At 39.4% G+C, this 20401-nt stretch carries 18 protein-coding genes; 8 read left to right on the top strand and 10 right to left on the bottom strand.

The features are described from left to right. Window positions 1-22: 22 nt before the first annotated feature. Window positions 23-214: a hypothetical protein gene (locus tag QE417_RS00565; RefSeq protein WP_311946839.1), complete on the bottom strand. Its 192-nt coding sequence runs from the start codon at window positions 212-214 to the stop codon at window positions 23-25. 97 nt (window positions 215-311) lie between these two features. Here QE417_RS00565 and QE417_RS00570 point away from each other — a divergent pair, with 97 nt between their 5' ends. Beyond that, window positions 312-1406 carry a sensor histidine kinase gene (locus tag QE417_RS00570; protein WP_311946841.1) on the top strand — a complete coding sequence of 365 codons (1095 nt, stop codon included), beginning with the start codon at window positions 312-314 and terminating at the stop codon, window positions 1404-1406. After that, complete coding sequence (locus tag QE417_RS00575) at window positions 1403-2134, top strand: LytR/AlgR family response regulator transcription factor (RefSeq protein ID WP_311946842.1); 732 nt, start codon at window positions 1403-1405, stop codon at window positions 2132-2134. The genes QE417_RS00570 and QE417_RS00575 overlap by 4 nt, the downstream gene beginning before the upstream one ends. Here QE417_RS00575 and QE417_RS00580 read toward each other — a convergent pair. Both QE417_RS00580 and QE417_RS00585 read right to left on the bottom strand, forming a co-directional pair. Beyond that, window positions 2131-5175 carry a lantibiotic dehydratase gene (locus QE417_RS00580; RefSeq protein WP_311946844.1) on the bottom strand — a complete coding sequence of 1015 codons (3045 nt, stop codon included), beginning with the start codon at window positions 5173-5175 and terminating at the stop codon, window positions 2131-2133. The two genes, QE417_RS00575 and QE417_RS00580, sit on opposite strands and share 4 nt — an antisense overlap. 95 nt (window positions 5176-5270) lie before the next feature. Continuing rightward, window positions 5271-5666 carry a hypothetical protein gene (locus QE417_RS00585; RefSeq protein WP_311946846.1) on the bottom strand — a complete coding sequence of 132 codons (396 nt, stop codon included), beginning with the start codon at window positions 5664-5666 and terminating at the stop codon, window positions 5271-5273. Window positions 5667-6145: 479 nt separating this feature from the next. Here QE417_RS00585 and QE417_RS00590 point away from each other — a divergent pair, with 479 nt between their 5' ends. From QE417_RS00590 to QE417_RS00615, 6 genes are all read left to right on the top strand, one after another. Further along, window positions 6146-6724, top strand: a complete 579-nt coding sequence (locus QE417_RS00590; protein WP_311946848.1) for an RNA polymerase sigma factor — start codon at window positions 6146-6148, stop codon at window positions 6722-6724. Window positions 6725-6797: 73 nt separating this feature from the next. Next, on the top strand, window positions 6798-7910 hold the full coding sequence (locus tag QE417_RS00595) for a FecR family protein (protein WP_311946850.1): 1113 nt from the start codon (window positions 6798-6800) through the stop codon (window positions 7908-7910). A gap of 115 nt (window positions 7911-8025) precedes the next feature. After that, window positions 8026-11547 (top strand): SusC/RagA family TonB-linked outer membrane protein, encoded by a 3522-nt coding sequence (locus tag QE417_RS00600; protein ID WP_311946852.1) that lies wholly within the window; start codon window positions 8026-8028, stop codon window positions 11545-11547. 54 nt (window positions 11548-11601) lie between these two features. Continuing rightward, complete coding sequence (locus tag QE417_RS00605; protein ID WP_311946853.1) at window positions 11602-12534, top strand: RagB/SusD family nutrient uptake outer membrane protein; 933 nt, start codon at window positions 11602-11604, stop codon at window positions 12532-12534. A gap of 1 nt (window position 12535) precedes the next feature. Beyond that, window positions 12536-13000, top strand: a complete 465-nt coding sequence (locus QE417_RS00610; RefSeq protein ID WP_311946855.1) for a RagB/SusD family nutrient uptake outer membrane protein — start codon at window positions 12536-12538, stop codon at window positions 12998-13000. A 60-nt stretch (window positions 13001-13060) separates the two neighbouring features. Then, window positions 13061-14599, top strand: a complete 1539-nt coding sequence (locus QE417_RS00615; RefSeq protein ID WP_311946856.1) for a TlpA family protein disulfide reductase — start codon at window positions 13061-13063, stop codon at window positions 14597-14599. A 109-nt stretch (window positions 14600-14708) separates the two neighbouring features. On the opposite strand, the gene QE417_RS00620 is transcribed toward QE417_RS00615, so the two are convergent. From QE417_RS00620 to QE417_RS00650, 7 genes are all read right to left on the bottom strand, one after another. Continuing rightward, window positions 14709-15071 carry a hypothetical protein gene (locus QE417_RS00620; protein WP_311946858.1) on the bottom strand — a complete coding sequence of 121 codons (363 nt, stop codon included), beginning with the start codon at window positions 15069-15071 and terminating at the stop codon, window positions 14709-14711. Then, window positions 15058-15543 carry a MauE/DoxX family redox-associated membrane protein gene (locus QE417_RS00625; RefSeq protein WP_311946860.1) on the bottom strand — a complete coding sequence of 162 codons (486 nt, stop codon included), beginning with the start codon at window positions 15541-15543 and terminating at the stop codon, window positions 15058-15060. The genes QE417_RS00620 and QE417_RS00625 overlap by 14 nt, the downstream gene beginning before the upstream one ends. Before the next feature lie 380 nt (window positions 15544-15923). After that, window positions 15924-17858: a conjugal transfer protein MobC gene (mobC, locus tag QE417_RS00630; protein WP_311946862.1), complete on the bottom strand. Its 1935-nt coding sequence runs from the start codon at window positions 17856-17858 to the stop codon at window positions 15924-15926. A 10-nt stretch (window positions 17859-17868) separates the two neighbouring features. Continuing rightward, window positions 17869-19128 (bottom strand): relaxase/mobilization nuclease domain-containing protein, encoded by a 1260-nt coding sequence (locus QE417_RS00635; RefSeq protein WP_311946864.1) that lies wholly within the window; start codon window positions 19126-19128, stop codon window positions 17869-17871. Further along, window positions 19083-19505, bottom strand: a complete 423-nt coding sequence (locus QE417_RS00640) for a plasmid mobilization protein (RefSeq protein ID WP_311946865.1) — start codon at window positions 19503-19505, stop codon at window positions 19083-19085. Before QE417_RS00640 ends, QE417_RS00635 begins: the two co-directional genes overlap by 46 nt. Before the next feature lie 172 nt (window positions 19506-19677). Beyond that, complete coding sequence (locus QE417_RS00645) at window positions 19678-19998, bottom strand: hypothetical protein (protein ID WP_311946868.1); 321 nt, start codon at window positions 19996-19998, stop codon at window positions 19678-19680. Further along, window positions 19995-20324, bottom strand: a complete 330-nt coding sequence (locus tag QE417_RS00650) for a helix-turn-helix domain-containing protein (RefSeq protein WP_311946869.1) — start codon at window positions 20322-20324, stop codon at window positions 19995-19997. The genes QE417_RS00645 and QE417_RS00650 overlap by 4 nt, the downstream gene beginning before the upstream one ends. Between the last annotated feature and the right edge of the window lie 77 nt (window positions 20325-20401).

Here is a 20401-nt window from a genome sequence, read left to right on the forward strand (position 1 = left end):
TAATTTTTAATTAAATTAGCAATTACAGTTTAAGCTGTCCAACGTTGACTGATTTTCCAAAGCCGGACTGATGACTAACCGTTGTCAGAATGGTAATCGTGGTATTGGTAGGATCGCCAACCGTTGTTTCAAAGCCGTTGGATTCCGATAAAGGGTTGAAACGATACAGTTTGCTGGTTTTTTTCTTGAATAGTTTTGCTTGTGGATTTTTCATAATGATAACTTTTCCCTCAAAATCCGGGTACAGAAGCTTTTATGAAACTTTGTTACACGCACGACATGTTGCTGTAGAAACATAACATTCGATGACAATGAGATTACAATCCAGCCTTATCTTCTTGGGTAAAAATGATTTGAAAATTTTCCTCCGACACTTAACAGGTTGGAGTATTTTCATTGGCTACGAGTTAACCTTTATTTTATTCAGTGGCGGGCGCATCGGCAGCCCATTTGATATCGCATGTTATTATGCGTTGAATATTGTATTGTTCTATTTCAACGCATTGGTTTTGTTTCCCTTCGGTATCCGTTCCAAGTCCCGTTCGCTCATCGTGATCCCCATCCTTGTCGTCTTTGAAATGGTGGCTTACCTGTTGATCAAATATTGCCTTGATTTTTTGTTATCGATCCCTGCTGATGGATTCCCCGATGAACTTTCCTATATCAAAATCATGTTGGTACCCAATATTTATAGAGGAATTTATTTCATTGGGTTTAGTGCGCTGTATTGGTCAATCCTAAGAACGAGCACTTTCCGTAAACGTGCTTTTGATAGTGAAACGAAACAACTCACTACCGAGAAGGAAAATGCCGAACTGGAGCGAAATTTGGCAGAGGCGATGAATGCTTACCTACAACAGCAGATCAACCCGCATTTACTTTTCAATACGCTGACCTTCATCCACAATACTTACTATAAGTATTCAAAAGCGGCTTCGCAATGTGTTTTGCTATTGGTTGATATTATGCGTTTTACCTTGGATGATGTAGACATCAACGGCAGAACTAAACTAAGCAAGGAAGTTGAGCAAATTGAGAACTTTATCGAGATCAACCAGCTCCGGTTCGACCATGAACTTCGGATCGATTTTCGATACCAGGCAGACACGGAATCACCGGTGATTATTCCTTTGATCTTACTGACACTAACTGAAAATATTTTTAAGCATGGCTATCTGAGGAAAAAGGATGAACATGCTAAACTTCATATTTCGGTCAATGAGCATAATGAATTAACGTTTTCCAGCTGGAACCTTAAAAAACACGAGCCGGAAGTTAAGCGTCGCAGATCATTAGGCATCAAAAATGTCATCAAGCGGTTAGAGCACAGCTATAAGCATCAATACGATTTGAGGATGGTGGATGAGGAAGAAAGTTTTGGGGTAGAATTAAAGATGCAATTATGAGTTTAAAATGTTATGTAGTGGATGATGAGCTTCATTCCGTAGAAATGCTAATAGAGTATATTGAACAAACTGAGGGTTTAGAATTGTATGGATATTCCACAAACCCATTGGTTGCTTTGAATGAGGTAACCAGCGCCGATCCTCCAGACATTACCTTTCTGGATATTGAAATGCCTGAGCTTTCGGGGATGGAATTTGCACCCCTGGTTAGTCTTTACACGAAGATCGTGATTACTACTGCCTTCCAAGAGTTCGCGTTTGAAGCATTTGAAAAGGAAGCTTTTGATTTTCTGCTAAAACCCATCAGTTATCCAAGGTTCAGGAGATGTATTCAAAGAATACAAAGGACTGTTGCACTGGCAGCACCTGTACAGGAGAAAAAGCGGAACTTCTTTTTTGTCAAAACTGAAACAAGGGGTAAGATGATCAAAGTAGCGATCAAGGATATTCTTTATGTCGAAGGCGCACAAAATTACATCAAGATCTATGTGGGCAACGAGGTTATTATGCCATACCTTACTATCAACGAGATAGAGCAATATTTGCCATTGGATCAGTTTGCCAGGATTCACCAATCCTTTATTGTTAATACAGAACGGATCAAAGCGGTGGAACAAACCAGGATCACCTTAGAAAATAATACTCATCTTAATTTAGGGCGGTATTACAAAGAACCCTTTCTTGATAAGATGAACGCCTTGCTACTCAAATCAAGGCGAAAGTTTTAACGGTTCGTTTTGTTTTTCGCCCGATGAGATTGAAAATATTTGTAGAGCACATAATATACAACCAGTTCGTTATTACGTTGCCGGTCAACGAACAAGCGGTTAATGTGCATATGGACCAGGTCCGCTAATAACTGGGTATTTCTTTTGCTTTCAAATTGAGCGGATCTGCGACGTACATTGTTTAAATGTAGCGTGAATAAATTAGCCGAATACCTTAATCCTAATTTATCGTAAAACATTTCATCACCTAACAAAAGGCCAACTTCCGCTCTCAATTCACGAAATTTCAGATCCAGATCAACTTTCAAGGTTTTGTCCGAGGAGAATTCTGCATAGAAAATATTAACCATTTGCTCCAAAAAGCTAATCTGTTCGTCAATGTCAGGTATAAATGCTTCTAAAAGTTGTACGACGGATACGAAGGCAAGGCTGTGGTAGGAGTATGCAAATGTCTTTAGATAAGTTTTTTTGATAAAATTTACCACCAACTCGCTACTGCCGTAAAACATACCCTCGACTGATTCGATCAGGTCTGCACCGTAGCGCTCCATTTCCCGCTTGTATATATCCGCCTGGTATTCGCGAATTAAATGATATTTAACTGTGCTGTTGATGCGTTTTTTCAGGCCGGAAAGAACCAAACCAATGGCATTTTCTTCGATATGTAACCGTAACCTAATATGATAGGCTGAATCCCGATACCGAATGAAAAACCAGGAATGAAATTGGCCTTTGTCTATTTGTGACAAATAAGGAAGCAGTTTTTTAACCAGCAATTCGTTTGCTATGGCAGGGTTGCAGTAAAACTTCAGGTAGAGCCACTTGCTGCCTAACACATAATCAGAAGGAATATGGCTATCTCTCAGAGGGGCATCAGCGCGAATTCCAGGGTAAACTTCCTTCGTTTTAAATAAGGAAGCAACGAATTGATTAACCATTGTTTGGCTACCCGTATGATCGAGCACAATTGGTGCGGGCCGAATAAATTCCTGTAATACGGCGGGTGAGCCCCGTTTTAAAGAGTCCAGCAAGAGTTTGACCTCCTCCATATTTTCCAGATCGAATACTAACTGCTGGTCAAAATTGCTCAGGGAGATAAACTGCGGCAAATTCCGCTTTTCTTTTAACTCATTGAAAATCTTGATAGCCGGGTCTTCTTTTGACCTTTTTAAAAGATCAACCTCATCTGCTGATAAATGCCAGGAGGCCAAACTTAAAATAGCATGCTTATAGGTAACCCTTGGGTAAGCGGGCATACCAGAAAAGAAATTTTCTAAATGAAAAGTATATGAACCTTGTACGCCCTGATATTGCAGGTCACAAAGCAAACGAAAAATAGCTAAGTGATTACGGTTGAAATTATAAGCAGAAGAAAGGCGTGGGATTATTACTTTGTTCAAACGTCTGGATTCCAAAACCAATTGGTCACCAACCACTGAGAGCCATAGATCAGGTAACGCGATCTGTTTTTCTACAGGTAAAGTTGACACGACATTGATTGGTATCTCATATTCATAACTATGTGGCCTCCGGTTAATGTTATCTGCATGTTGGTCAGAAAGCTGCCCTATATCCGCGAAGATCACATTAGGATTTGCTCGTTGTTCTTCATTAACCATTGACTTTGTTAATGATAACACATCTTTGCTCCAAGCCGCAAACCGGCCGAGTAACGCAGTTGCCGTAACGCCACCAACTGATTCCAGGTAAGTACCGTCTTCCAATACCCTAAAAAGTACAGAAATTGTAGGGGGTGAGGGGAGGGCCTGCGTTTTGTTCAACAAGCTTAAATCCTCATCCGTTAAATCGATACGATTTGAATTAGGCTTACCAGCCGTCCATTTAGATAACAACATCCGGTGAACACCAGACCATACGACGCTATTTTGGTTAGCCTGCCGCGACATAAATTTCACGTCACGTAGTAGATCTGTTTCATTTTCAACATTTTCGAGTGATCCATAACCAATGCCTATATCCGGGTCAAGTGCCTGCAGTAATGATATTTTTTGTTTGTCATACTTTAGCCTAAAAGCATTGATAAAATCCTGCAACATTGCCGGTTGCTGAGGTGCAACTAAAACGGACATCGCTTTTAAGCCATCGCGTAAATCATTTTGGTGGTCAGTGCCAAGGCATCCAGATCTTATCTTACTTTCTAATCCTGCATAAAAGTATTGTTTCGGTTGCTGTTCCTCATTGATACCCAACAGCTCGTTCAGTCTGCCGCTTATGGAAATAAGTGCTGCTAAGTCGTGTATTTCAACCTTTTTTAAATTTTGCAAAATATCCCCAAACACTTTTTGAAAGCGGTTAGGCTCAGACGCTTGATCTAACATTCGCTCTAAGTAATCCTGCCCGATAATATTAATCGAGGTATCGCTGATCACAATACCAGCTGTTACCAAAAATGTCAGATAATCACTGGCTGTATCTTCATCACAACCGGTAATCGACCTGATAAGACCAATGATCTCGTCACCTTTTTTTCTGCCAGAATGCAGGTAATCGAGGATGCCGGTGGTCAGCTTATTGCGCTCAAATGATTCCAGATCAAAGAAAATTTGGGGGCTGTTGTCTGAAAAACTCGTTTTTATAAATCTGTAATCCTTACTCCAGGGGTAGAGTGCGGGATTAAGCAGGTAGTGCTTCTGGTTAATGTTAAGATTGTTTATCCGCTCTGCGAGTGGTTTTAGGTACGTTTGATCAAAACTAATATGCGTTTTAAAATTAGCAGGTGATTCCAGTACTATTGCCTCTTTTTCACCCCATTCAATAGTCGTGAATGAAGCAAATGTTCCGAATGGTGTAGGTCTAAAACACATTCGGTTGAAATATCGCAGAATACTTTTAATTTGCCCATCTGTCAGCAATAGAGGATCAAACTTTTTTTGTTCCAACAATTTATACAGTGCAGGGCTGGCAAAGAAAATCGACTTTAAGTTTGGATTTTTTAGCAAAGAATCCAAACTTAAAGAGTAATTCTTAATACTTAAAGATGGCGATCTAAGCAATAAAGTCTTTGAGTAGCTGTAATCCATCTAATAACTGATACATCGAAATATTCAATCATAGATTGATTCGACTGAATTTAAAGAGGAGGATATACCTCAATTTAGTAAATCAAGGCGCGGATTTACTTGTTGCTCTTTTTTGACTTTGTTTCGCTTCTTTTATGGTTTGCTTCCTGTAGTGCGATAACTTTCTTTTGAGTGTCGACAATTTCAATCATGTCTTTAAGCTTATCATCCTTTAACCGTAAATCGGTCTCCAACTCTGTAATCTTATTTTGAAGAGAAATAAAATCCTGACTGAACATACTCTTTAATGGTTCTTCGTTTAGATAATAAAGAAATAAATTTTTGTTTAAAAGCTTAGACAACAGTATTAATTTGTCAATATCGACTGATTCACGTTTATAGATCCCGAACAATGTTGATTCACTTACATTGATATAATCCGCGACAACTTTGGCTTTAAGCCCGCGCTCTTTTACCAATTCATGAATTACCAAGCCTATAAATACGCCCATGTACAAATTTCGAGATTGCGGTCGGGCAAAAGGTCAATTGAAACTATGGTATATAGGAAGCAAATACTATCATATTTTAATAGTTAGGTTATAAAAGTTATATTTGTGATAGGATTTCGTGCTTACACTGTTAAATACGCAAGTAAAAGCTACAATGATTTGAAGAAAATCGAATCCAATTAAGAAAATTGATATTTTTGCAGGACTTACCGTTTGTTATTAAGTAGGACTGCTTACGAGCCTCGCAGCTAAATCTGACAATATTTTCCAGCGAGCGTGAGTGAAGCACCTTAACCCTATACTTATGTTATAGGGTCGGTGCTCGCTTATGTCTATGTTGGAGACTTAGGCCGAAAGGCTTTAGTTGGCTTTGTCAGAGCCATGCTACATTTGACTTTGCGAGTTACCGGCCCTGTAGCTTTTGGCCTTAACATCTTTCAAACGCGAGGCTCATATTATTAATCATAATAATGTGAGTAATGCCCGAGTACAAAAAACTATCTGATCAAGAACTTCTCGTCCTCATCAAGGACGACGATCATTTAGCGTACGAGGAAGTTTATCATCGTTATTACTTTCTTTTGTTCACCCATGCCTACAAAAAGGTTAACCGGGCTGAGGAAGCTAAAGACGTCATTCAAGATATTTTTACTAAACTTTGGAGCAATCGAAATAACCTATCAGCCACAAATCTTGCTGGCTACCTATACACCGCTGTCAAAAATAAGGTTTTTGACCTTTATGCCCACGAACGAGTTAAGTTCAACTATGTGCATGCTTTCCAGGAGTATATAAATAATTATCAATTCAGCGCCGCAGATCATCTTATCCGAGAGAAACAACTCCGTATCGCTATCGATCAGGAGATTGAACAGCTACCGCCTAAGATGAGGCGCATATTCAACCTAAGCAGGAAGGAACATCTTTCTCATTCAGAAATTGCACAGCAACTTGAAACATCGGAAAACAACGTTTCTAAGCATATTAACAATGCGATCCGAATTTTAAAGCTAAAGTTGGGCGTAATATCCTTCCTCTATTTATTTATCATTAAATAATTATAAATAGAGTATTAATAATTTTCCTTTTTGCTTTTCCCAGCCGTCTTGTGGTTAAATTGACTAAGCTGTTATGACCGAAGATGATATAAAAGATCTCTTTAAAAGATACCAGGAAGGAAATTGTACTGTTGAAGAACGTGATGTTTTAGAAAGTTGGTATTTACAATATCACTCTAAGACTGAAAGTCTCCGTACCGAGCAAATTGAAGAATTTGGTAAGGAGATATTAGCACAACTACCGGCAAAAAATCCGCATCGCCATTTTAAGATGCCCTGGCGTTTACTCACTGCGGCAACATTAGCATTATTCGCCGTTGGCTTCTCTATCTATCTATTAAAGCCCAATCGCCCCATTACTAAGAATTTTGCATATCACATAAAGCCAGGATCAAATAAAGCTATACTTACACTCGCAAACGGCTTAAAAGTGAACCTTAATGATGTTAGGAATGGCTTTATTACCAAACAAGATGGAATTACAATCGAAAAAGCTACTAACGGACTTGTCCAGTACAAACAGCATGGCAAATTCGCCAGCGTAGCTTTAAACCAGTTAAACACCGTCAGCACACCTAATGGCGGTCAATGGCAAATTAATTTACCGGATGGAACTCATGTTTGGTTGAATTCAGCATCATCATTGACCTATCCCATATCATTCGACCGCCTGCCTAATAGAAAGGTGAAAATAACAGGTGAGGCCTACTTTGAAGTTGCTAAAGATAAAAGTCACCCATTTATAGTAGAAGCAGGCAATCAGTTTGTTAAAGTGCTGGGAACTCATTTTAATATCAATTCTTATCCTAATGAGCCTACATTGAAAACCACACTAATAGAGGGAAGTGTTCAAATTTCGACCACGCAAAAAGAAGTAATATTAAAACCAGGGGAACAAGCAAAAGTATCGAAAGGTAAAATTTCAATTGCCAAGATCGACACTGAACCTGTCATCGCCTGGAAAGATGGGGATTTCATTTTCAAGGATATTGACTTCAAAACTACTATGCGTCAAATTTCAAGGTGGTATGACGTAGAGGTGATCTATAAAACTGAACCTGTCAGTTTCACGCCAGGTGGTTGGGTTTCCCGTTCTAAAGACATCAACACCGTTTTGAAAATAATGGAATCAACAGAACATGTTCACTTCAAAGTTGACGGAAGGAGGATCGTGGTTACCCAATAGAATTTTACTCCCTTTCCAAAAGGAAGGCCAGGTGTGCTGGAAACACAACTGGCCCGGTAGCTGGAAATACGCTAATTAATTTCTCAAGTCATCAACATTTTTCACAACTAAACAAATGTATAAATTTTATACGCATAAATTGGGTGTGCTCTTTTGGCGCTTACTCGCATACTTGTCAAATCTTAACACCAAACTAATCCTAATCGCCGCATTGCTTCTTGCAAGTACTGCTGCCAACGCCCAGCAAATCACTATAAAGGTCAAAAATGCTTCCTTGGAAAGTGTTTTTAAGGAAATTCGTAGTCAAAGTGGGTATGATGTGTTTTTCGACAGAAACCTATTACAAAAGGCAAAGCCAGTCAATGTCGATTTTGTAAGTGCCACTTTAGAGCAAGCAATGATAAACGTGCTTAAAAATCAGCCTTTGACTTATACGATTGAAGCAAGAACGGTAATCATTAAAGATAAACCAACACAACAAATTAAACCAACTTTACCGCAATCGCATCCGGCGGAAATAATGGGTAGAGTTACAGATACTACTGGTTCGCCATTAAATGGTGCGACGATACGTGTCGCCGGTCGAGATTACATCGTTTTAAGCAAATCAGATGGCACGTTTCGTGTTGAAGCTGACATTGGAGAAAGTTTAACAGTATCTTTTGTGGGGTACGATAGCAAAACTGTTAGAATTACTGAAATCATTGCCGGTAAATCAATCATGCTCAAAATGGCAGCAGCGTCATTAGAAGCGATAAATGTGGTCAGCACTGGCTATCAGTCAATTCAAAAGGAAAGAACAACTGGTAGTTTTGCACAACCTAATAAAGAGATGTACAGTTCCAGGGTGTCAACTGATGTTCTGTCCAAATTAAATGGTATAGCCAGTGGATTAGTATTTAATTCAAATACCGTAGCCTCAAGAAACGGCCTTGATGTTAATATCCGTGGTCGGAGCACGATTTTCGCGAATGATCAGCCTCTTATCGTAGTAGATAATTTTCCTTATAATGGAGATATAAATAACATCAATCCAAATGATGTTGAAAGTATTACAGTTTTAAGAGATGCCGCCGCCGCTAGTATATGGGGAGTAAGAGCGGGTAATGGCGTAATTGTAATTACCACCAATAAAGGGAAATTAAATCAAGCATTAAAAATAGGTTTCAATGCAAACTTAACTGTATTTAACAAGCCCGATCTTTACTATAATCCAAATCAATTGGAGTCAAAATCCTACATTGAACTGGAGCGTTTTTTATATGGAAAAGGCTACTACAATACCAGTCTTTCTAATACTACTACAGGGCCTGTTATATCGCCTGCGGTAAAGCTTTTCGCTTCAAACAGTAACGATATAAGTACGCAATTAGACAACCTAAATAGCTATGATGTTAATAAACAACTGAGCGAATATTTTTACAGGAAAGCAGTAAATCAACAGTATGCCGTAAATCTCTCTGGGGGATCACAAAAAGTGAGGTATTACTTTTCAGCAGGCTTTGATAATAACCTTTCCAGTCTGAATGAAAATGCAAGTGAACGAATCACTATAAATTCACAAAATATTTTCAGCGTTCTGAAAAACCTGGAATTGACAGCGGGTGTGAACATCGTCCAAACTAAAAGGGTTATTGATAACACGTTAACCAACATTCAAAATCGAATCTTTCCTTATACCCAGTTTGCAGATTCTAATGGAAAGCCTTTGGCGGTACCATATCAGTATAATGAGGCATTTATGCAAACTCAGATGTCGAAGGGTTTTTTAGACTGGTCTTATGTTCCATTAAATGAATTAGGTGCAACCGATAACACGTCTAAGTTGATGGATGTCAGGATCAATGCTGGTTTAAAATACACCTTAATTAAGGGTCTGACTGCTGAAGTAAAGTATCAATACCAGCGAAGTGATCTCGACAATCGACTATACCAAGGCCTTCAAACTTGGTATGTTCGTAATTATATAAATCAGTTCTCCGTGGTTTCCAGCAACAAAGTGTCTGGTTACAATGTACCGAAAGGTGGTATTCTAAATTTATCCGATAATAATGCTGTTGCAAATAATGTTCGGGGAACATTGAACTATACGTATTTAGACAAAGATCACAGCATAACCGCTTTAGCGGGTTATGAATTATCACAAACAACGGCAGACGGTAACACATCCGTTCTTTACGGTTATGACGATAATTTAGCTACTTACACAAATATTAACCCGCTTACCTCATTTAATATCAATCCTGTTGGGAGTAGTACAATAGCCAGCGGCTTGGGTATATCTTCAACGTTGGTTCGTCTGAGATCAACATTTGCTAATGCTGCTTATACCTATCAGAATAAATATACAATCTCTGGAAGTGCTCGGGTTGATGGATCTAACTATTTTGGGGTAGCTACTAATCAGAAAAGTGTCCCCTTGTGGTCGACTGGTTCCAAGTGGGACCTGAGTAAGGAAGAGTTCTATGAGTTGAAATGGCTACCTAATATTTCTTTAAGAGCCAGTTACGGTTATAACGGCAACCTGATTCAGTCAATTACAGGAATAACAACGTTTCGTTATAATAGTAACGCAACTAACACAAACTTAAATTATGCTCAAATATCGAATATCGGTAATCCAGATTTGCGTTGGGAAAAAACAGGAATACTTAACGTCGGTATTGATTTCGGAACAAAAAACAATCTGATTACTGGCAGCTTCGAATATTTCATTAAGCGAGGAACAGATATATTAGGTTTCAAAACTTTTCCAGCTAACTCAGGTATCACGACCTTACAAGGTAACTATTCGGATATGACCGGGCGTGGTTTCGATCTTTCAATTACTTCAAGAAACATAAACCGTGCTTTCAGTTGGTACACTACAATGCTTTTCAGTCATGCGACTGATATAGTTACAAGGTATGATGTTTCCCCGACGAGTAGCGATTTAGTTGGAGCAGGCGGCGCAGGAGTGCCAAATGTTGGCAAGCCAGTATTTGGCTATTATGGTTACAAGTGGGGCGGTCTCGAATCATCGACAGGAAATCCCTTAGGTTACATCAATGGTGCTCTGAGCCAGGATTATTCTGCAATAACTTCGAGTACTCCCATTAGTGAATTAGAATATGTTGGACCTGCGCGACCAACGTATTTCGGAGGATTAAATAATCGTTTTGCATATAAAGGATTTAGTCTTTCAGTGCAAATCAACTTCAAACTGGGGTATTATTTTAACGCTCCTTCCATATTTTACAGCTCCATAGGCTCAAGTGGAAATGCGTTCATTAAAGGAAACCGTGATTATGAAAAACGATGGCAAAAACCAGGGGATGAAAAAATCACAAATATTCCTTCTATCAATTATCCGTTTTCAATTGCTCGTGATCGATTTTACCAGTTTTCGACAATAAATATTCAAAACGCGAGTCATGTGCGACTACAAGATGTCAGTTTGAGCTATGATTTTAGCAAAGCGGTATTTAACAATTTACCTTTTAATAATCTACAACTATTTGTTTACGCGAACAATATCGCAATACTATGGAAAGCTAATAAAGCAGGCTTAGACCCAGATGCGATCCCCGGTATCATGATCAATGGCACTATGCCTGTGCCGCGTTCCTTTGCAATAGGCTTAAAGGGCAACTTTTAGTTTCTTATATGCTCATTGAGTCGAATTAAACACTACAGAACAAACCTTAGAATTATGGAAAAGACAATGACATCATGGATGTTGCTCACATTATTATTGGGAGTGATTTTAGTGAGTTCCTGCAAAAAAAATTGGTTAAACGCTAAGCCCAGTAAGTCCCTCGTTGTACCAGCCAACGTAGCCGATTATCAAGCGCTTTTAGATAACACCGATATGATGAATGTTCAAGCCCCAACATTAAGTATGGTTGGTGACGGTGACTACTTTATAAAGGATGCGACATATAATGCCTTAGGCTCCCCCTACGAAAAAGGAGCCTATGTCTGGGCAGCGACTGCGGATTTTTATGGTGGTCAATCTAATGCAGATTGGTTAGTGGCTTATGGCAGGATATTGCAAGACAATGTAGTATTGGACGGTTTAAGTAGTTTGAATCCAGAGCCTGTGGACGATGGAGGCTATAGTAATGTTAAAGGCTCAGCATTATTTTACCGTAGTTTCGATTTTTATTGTCTTTCACAGCAATATTGCAAAACCTACAAAGTTGAAACGGCCACAACTGATCTCGGACTTCCATTGCGAATATCATCCAACGTAAATGTTTCATTGGGCAGGTCATCCTTACAACAAACCTATGATCGTATGATCAATGACCTTTTGCTTGCTTGTAAGCTCTTACCGAATGCTTCCCTTTATCCAACAAGACCCTCAAAAGTAGCCGCCTACGGGCTATTGTCGAGGATATACCTCTCACAGGAAAATTATGGAAAAGCTTTAACCTATGCAGACTCTTGTCTGCAACTACAGAATGCTTTAATAAATTATAACGAGTTATCTACGAGCGTTTCCGCACCATTAGCACTATTTAACAAAGAGGTGATATTTCATACCCAATTAGGAAGTTATAAAAAAATAAAAATAAACCTCATTTTCAATTGCAAATGGCATTGTCACACCGGATTTGTATCAGTCATATTCTCAAAATGACTTGAGAAAAGAAATCTTCTACGTACTCAATTCAGGGAATTTGGCTTTTAGGGGGAGTTACACGGGTGCACGTACGAGATTTTTTGGCGGATTGGCTACAGATGAAATTTATTTGAACCGGTCAGAATGTTTGGCCAGGGCTGGTAATATTGATGCGGCGATGCAGGATTTAAATACACTCTTAAAGACTAGGTGGAAGACGGGAACTTATGTCGAATTAAAGGCTTCAAACATTCAAGAAGCATTAAGGATTATTTTGTCAGAACGGAGGAAAGAACTTTGTTTTAGAAATATAAGATGGAGTGATCTTCGACGGTTAAACAGAGATCCAAATTTCCAAGTAACTCTGACAAGAACTATAAACAACCAAGTTTTCACATTACTGCCAAACTCGGGAAAGTATGTATTACCCCTAGATCCAATTGAAACAACTTCAGGTGGTCTGGAGCAAAATGTACGATTTTAATTCCTCGTTCTTATGACGGTAGTCCAGACTTATAATTACTAAAATTAAGAAAACACTATAATGAATTTATATAAACTACTATTGATTATCTTCTATTCCTGCCTGTGCAATTACCTTTTTGCTAAGCAAACTGAGAATGGATCGGACGAAAAACAAATTACATACCTCACAGGCAAGATTAATTCGGATGTACAAGCAGATACACTTACATTGGTACTGCACGGCCCCTTCTTCTCTTATCAAACTGATCCAGAAAAATATTCGCCACAAACGTTGACAACAATACCGAATAAAAATGGTGAGTTTAAATTTAAGATCGTTGCGGGTACTTCACCATTTCATATCTCTCTTTTCCTTTCCAGTAAAAGAAACGGGCAGCTTGGTTTGATAAATGAAGCGGAAATATCCAACTATCTTATCGAGCCGGGTGATAGTATAAATGTTGTTTTTGCGGGACATAAGCAAGTTTACACGGGAAAAGGAAAGACTATATTCGAAGCACAATATACATTACAACAATCAGATATTGATGAACGACTTCTAAAAGCCGACAAGCCGTATTCTTTTGTTAGAGAGCCCTTAAGATGGCTTTCACAAAAGGACTCACTAATGAATATACAGCTTACTGTTCTGGAAAAATTCCGGCCATCTTTATCTGACATAACATTCTCAGTACTTCGCGCCGACCTTATCGGATCGAATAGGGCATTTGTTTATTCCAGGATCAGCTATTCAAAACCTTTTTTTTCGTCGGGGACAATATTAGATAAGAATTTGGATAGTCTTTGTAGAATGCTTGTACTAAGACCAGATTACATCAGTATAAATGATCGATCAATATTAGCGCCCAAGTATGTGGACTATTTATATAAAAAGCTTCAGATAGAAGTAAAATATGGCAGATTAAAGAATGATAGCGATGTTCGGGCTGGCCATAATTATTTTGACGCCATTAAAAATCAATTTACAGGTGTATTAAGAGATAAGTTATTAGCTTGGTGGCTATTAGAACTTGCTTCAATTAATGATCTTCAACCTCAATATTTAGCAAATGCAATGGAATTGATGCAGACCCCTGTATTTATTAAGATAGCTGAGGAACTCAAAGCAACCTTTACAAAAGGTCAGCTTGTAGAGGATTATGGTTTTACAGATGCGAAAGGAAAGATAGTTCATTTATCAGATTTTAAAGGACGGGTAATTGTTATAGACCTTTGGTTTTCGGGATGTACAGGATGTGTTAGAGTCGCGGAAAATATGCCATTAGTCGAAAAGGTTTTTGAAAAACGAAAAGACGTGGTATTCCTGTCAATCTCAATCGATCGAGATAAAAACAAGTGGTTAAAAAGCATATCAAAAGAACACGAGGGACAGGATTATACACACTATACGACACCAAGTACAGTGTATATATACACTGGAGGCACAGCAGGGAAAAACTCGTTTATCAAAAAGTACGTCCCTGGCAATAGTTATCCTTCGATTTTACTGGTAGATAAAAAAAGAAGAATGTTCTCCGCAACACCGCCGACGCCAGTTAGCGCACAGGCCCGGTCAGGTTTAATAGATTTAATCGAAAAGGCTCTTAATTTTAATTAGGTTGAATGTTGTGAAAAGGAATTTAAAAAAATAAAAATCACCTAAGTTCCATATTTGAGATTAACCTAAAAATGGGATGGCAGGCACGCCACCCCGTTTTTAGGTTAAATTATTCGCCGTTATAGATTCCGCGTTGGCTGTTATCTGAAGATAGCATTGGTGTTCCAACGTCGTCAGGACTTTGGCCATTGGTCGGGGCAACATCAGTCGTCCATTGCGAACTGCAAATGTTATTGGTGCCGGTGTTACAATCAGCATCTAATGCATTCGAGAACACGTAATGGCTTGGATCAGTATCCTGTGTATTGCTGGCAAACGCAGGCAGGCGGAAGTACTTGCTTGTTACACTAATGATCTTGCCATCAACATCTTTATGAATCACTGATGTGTTTTTGCTGTTAGTAAATGAACTGAAGCCGATTGCCATAGTACCTACCAACAGGCCTAAAGCGATTTGTTTAAAATTTTTCATTTTGATGATTTTTGTATTTAGTATTTGATTCCAAAAGCCAGAGAGCAAGTGCAGCCAAACCAATAAAAAAAAGGTTAAACCATAGATGCTGCGCCCAGCTTAATTTTTCTATAACGCCACCACAATGGCAAGGCAATGTTTTCTCAAAGATCATTGCGCCAACTATGTAGCCAGTGAATGAGAACATCAACCACAAAAAAGAAACAAAACCCCATTTGACCATCTTCGGAATAAGAAGCAATACAAATGTTAAAATCTCAGAGGCAGGCACGAACCATGAAATATATACGGCGAAGCCATTTATGATATGAACCTTTGACAGACCTTTAATGAAGCGATCATGGTCAACTATTTTGGCATAAGCGGTATAAAGAAAAAGGAACATACAAATCAGTTTGATCCCAATGATAAAACGATCTCGGTCCAGCTCTTTTAGTCTAAGTTCAATCTTGTTGAGTGTAATGTTTTCCATAACCTGCATTGTGATGTTTAAACAAAGTAGCGTCTGCTACCGGCAGGAACGTATCCCGCATTTTTTGTTAAAATACTCTTTGTCACGAACGCCCTTCCTGTTTTGTATTATCCCGCATGAGATAAGTGGTTAAAGAATCAGTTTGTTGATATCAAAGTAACCACAACTATTAGTTTTAAAACAGTAGTGGTATAGTAGCTTATTGATCGCTTGATTTTTTAAAGAATTAATAGGTTTTACAGGGGTGTATAACCACGAATGCTTGCGTAAGCATGTCTCCTAAGGAGCTAATTGATAAATATTTATAGAAAAAAAAGCTACCCCAAACCCGTATAGATTTAATGTAGGTTTAGTGAAGCTTAATTATTCTCAGTCTTAGTTCAACGACCTTGGGTAACAGAAATTACCAAATTTTTAATGTCCGTTTTGATCTGCTGGTAGTTCATCAAAACTTCCTCCGACGACACTTTACGGACTGCTGGAATAGGTTCATAAGCATCTTCTTCTTTCTTCAAAGCGTCATGATCATTTTGTATCTCATTATGGAATGTTTTAAGTTCAATCTTATTGGTTGGATCATCGGCGACCATTCCAACAAATTCCCCTGAAGATAGGCCAGCGATTTTTGATGCAGGAATCGAATAATCTAACTGGACGGATTTACTTACCGACGTATCTGAACTATTGATCGAGACGCTTTCCTTTTCCTGATTGATCTTGCCAAAACGTTCAGATAACTGTTTGGCCGTGTCACCGGTAACCTGCCCGAATACGATATTCCCCACTATGTTTAGAATCACCTCAGCCTGTTCCCGGCCATAGTCTTTTTTAAGCTGGCTGTAATCCTGTACTGCCAAAGTAACGGCAACTTTATTTGAGCGTGCGGTCGCGATCAGATTATCAATTCCATTGAAATATATAGTCGGAAATTCATCAAATATCATACTGCATTTCTGCTGATTCTTCCGGTTAACTAATTTGTTGATGCGATTAATATAAAGCGAAAGTACAGCGCCGTAGACCTGAGATTTTTGCGGATTATTTGCTAAGCACACTATTTTCGGCTCGGCGGGATTATTGATGTCGAGTGAAAAGTCATTGCCACTTAACACGTAGTACAGTTGTGGGGAAGAAAGACGTGCAAGGCTGATCTTGGCACTTGCCACTTGTCCTTCTAACTGTTCATAAGCTTCGTTTTGCCAGGCTGAAATAAAAGGATTGATCAATACCTCAATTTCCGGCTCCTGTAACAACACTTCGAATAATTCTTTATAATTCACTTGTGCCAGTTCGATAACATGTGGCAGCGTACAATAACGGCCGTCCTGGTATTTTTTAAGGAACCACATGATCGCTGTAATGAAGTTAATCGGAGACTCGACAAAGAAATCACCTTGCTTTTTTATCCATTCCCGATTTAGTCCAAGCATAATGGTTCTGCTGGAATCAATCGCGTCTGTAATATCGACCATGGTTTCGGGTTCTAAAGGGTTCGCCCGGTGCATGATCTGTTCTAAGTTAATGATGTATTGCGTAGGTTTTATTTTATATAGATGACCATATTTACGCAGCGCATTGTAAACGATCTTAGTCAGGTCATCATATTTAAAATCATAAAGCAACATGGTAAATCCTTTCTGGATATGCTGGGTAATAATGTGCCGGATGACAAAGTAAGACTTTCCAGAACCTGGACTACCACCGATCAACGTACCCCTAAACGGGTTAATGACATTGATCCAACTTTTGCGTATTGTTCCCTTCAAATAATACACGGCAGGTAGATTGATCGAATATTCATTCATTAACAAGCGTTCTTCCTGTGGAAAGGATTCATTTTCGCGGTTAAAAATATCATTGCCCATTTTAAGTTTGAGCATTCTAAAAAGCAAGCTTAAACCTGATAGCATCAATAAGTAACCCAGCGAGGTTACGCCGATGTAAAAAAGAGCTTTGGCTTGTACGCTATAGTTTATGCGTAAAAGGACGCTGCTTAACCCAAAAAGCAATAGCCCCGTCAATGTATAAGTGATAATCGTTTTCAGTCTGATCTTTTCATCTTTTTTGCCTTTGCTACCGATCAATGAAATTAATAGCAATACAAGAACACTGGCCTTCGCATACAACACCTTTTGAAAGATACCTATTTTAGAGATTGGCAGTAGTACTTTGCTCACCACGAGCGTGGTCAATCCCCAAACCTCGAAGGCTGGAAAACAGACCAAATAGAAATGGATGAGTAAAATCCCAATGCTGAGCAGCCTTGTAAAGTCTATTACTTTTCTGAGGGCTTGTTCATTTTCACCTGTTTGCATAACTTTATTTTTAAAGTGAATGTCCTTTGCGCTTTTTTCTGCGCTTCCTTTGTTGTAATTTTCCGATTGCTGATAAGTCCTGATGCTCTTCGCTAAATAGTATATCAAGTACATTTGAATCATTGCTTGACATTTGATCCTCACTTAATATACTATTGCTTACCAGCGAACTTTTAGCGTCATGATGACCGTGTGCTTCGTTGTGATCATGTAAAATGGAATCGGCATTCAGGAAACGAGCCGTTAGCATTGTAGCGCTATACGCTTTTCCCAGGTCGCTTCCGTTGAAGACAGCTTTTGAACGGTGATCAACAAACGTTAATCCGTATATCCGGCCTTCCTCATTTTGCCTGAAAACGACCTGTATATTTTGCGCATTTAAGTCTTTAGCGAATTTTGCTTTAGATGTTGGATTTAGTAATGCAACATCGATGGCCCTGACCAGTTGATCCTTCATTGGTTTGCGCAGGACTTCGTTTAGCCGAAAACGATCCTCCAATGTTTTTAAGGTCGGTTTACCATAAATGCTGCTGGCCTTGATGGGTACTCCAAGTTTATTGCCTCGTTCATTGGTAACCCAATAAACTAATCCGTTCTTCGCATACATCCTGGAATCTTTTGAGCCTCTGTCAGCCGTTACGTTTAATCGGTTCAATACTGCATTTAACTCGGGTAAACTGGTGAACTTGTAGGTTCGTAGCACCTCGTTGAGCATATTGGAGATCGACCGTTTTGTTTCAGATTTACCATAGATCACTTTTTCTAATGAAACCGGTATAGGCAGCTTGTGAGCGTTAGTTTGATCTTCGGCTTTAACTAGGTTGTAAGTTTGTTCTATCTGCTTACGTGACTGCTCGGAGGCCTTGTTGGCCAACAGGTGAAAACTGATCCGCTCGCCGTTGGCTTTAATATTGGTGGTAACAATATGCAAGTGCGGGTGTCCCGCGTCGTGATGCTGGTAAACGAGAAATGGTTGGCCGCCAAATCCCAAACCTTGTATGTAATCGTCCGCGATCTTTTGGAGCGTTATCCTATCCAGATTTTCGCCCACTGCAAAGTTCAATGAAACATGCAAGGTGTTTACGGCGGTACGCTCATTACGATCTGCCAGGTCCGTTAAGCGGTTTAGCTTTTCGCTAAATGATAAAGCCGTGGGTTCCTTTAGATAGCCTTGCGCCATTATCAATTCCGCCTTATCCAGCCGCACTTTGTGCTCATTGTAATTTATTGCTCCGAGGATGCTTCGTCCGGTTTTGATTTTTGCGACCATATTTCTGAGAAGTTTTGCATGCGGTCTTTGATCTGTGCTATCGCCGGGTCAACCTTTGAGCTTATGATAGACATTAAACTTAACCACAAGCGGTTATCAGCATCGCCATGGGCAGCATTTATTTGCCGCACAGCCTGGTTTAAATTGTTACCAATTGCAGTGAGCTCCCTTCGTAATAAAGCGAGTTCCTCCAGCATATCATCCATTGATTTATCGCGGTAAATTATGGTCAGTGGTTTCTCCAATAACACGCACCTAATGTACTCGCTCATTTTTCGAAAACGGGTTTTTCTGAACCTCCGGTCAATCAATATGAACTCACCTGGTTTAAACCTCGTCGTGATTTTTCTTTCGCGGTTTTCTTCTTCATTTTCCATAATGCAATCTTTTAAAATCCGACTTCGGAGGATTTTACATTCTCCCCGAACCGACTTTGGAGGAGAGGGCAAGATCCGTTTGTCCGACAAACGTTTATCTTGCTGATTGCTCAAAAATGCAATCTCGTCCATTTTCAAAGTCCTCGATTCGGATTTGTTCAACATCAATCATTTACAATGATTCGCTGTAAAATGGAGACTGCCTAAACCTGCGTTTCACATTTTGCCGATAGTTGTAAATCCATTCAGCAGCACATACCTTCCAATTGTAAATTGTAGCGCCGGTCGGCGTCTTCCACCCGCGACCGTCATGCTCATTGAAGAACTCGTTAGCCATTTCTCCTTCGCCTTTTTGGTCAAAGTAAATCAGCAAAACCTCCTTGTCGGGAGGCATGGTAGTTCCCAAGCCGTCGTGATTATGCACAGTATTTTTGCTGCTTTTCCTGACCTCCTTTGGCTGTCTCGGTACAGTGCGTTTGGCCTTGCGTTTCATGCCATCTTCATCTGATCGTTCAACTTACCGGAGGCCATAAGCTTTTCAATTTCCTCGGAATTGTAGTAAGTGATACCGCCCAACTTCTTGAAAGGGATCAGCCCCTTATCTCGAAGATATTGCAGTTTGCTTTCGGACAGCCGGAGCATTTTTTTGATCTCAAAAGCTTTCAGCCACTGGTGGCCAGGCTGGCCGGATTGTTCCCTGAGCAACTTCTTAATGTCAACGATAAGCTGTTGCTTGAAGTCGAGCAAGTCCTGAACCGTGATGAGTTGATCACGGTTTACTTTAGAAAAGTCATGTTGGATTTCATTATGATTTGCCATAGCTTAAAATTTAGCAACAGCAAATGTCAAGAACTGCAAAATAAATTTATCACACCTCATGTATAAGGTAGGATGTT

It is taken from the genome of Mucilaginibacter terrae (genome assembly GCF_031951985.1).
GTDB lineage: Bacteria > Bacteroidota > Bacteroidia > Sphingobacteriales > Sphingobacteriaceae > Mucilaginibacter > Mucilaginibacter terrae_A.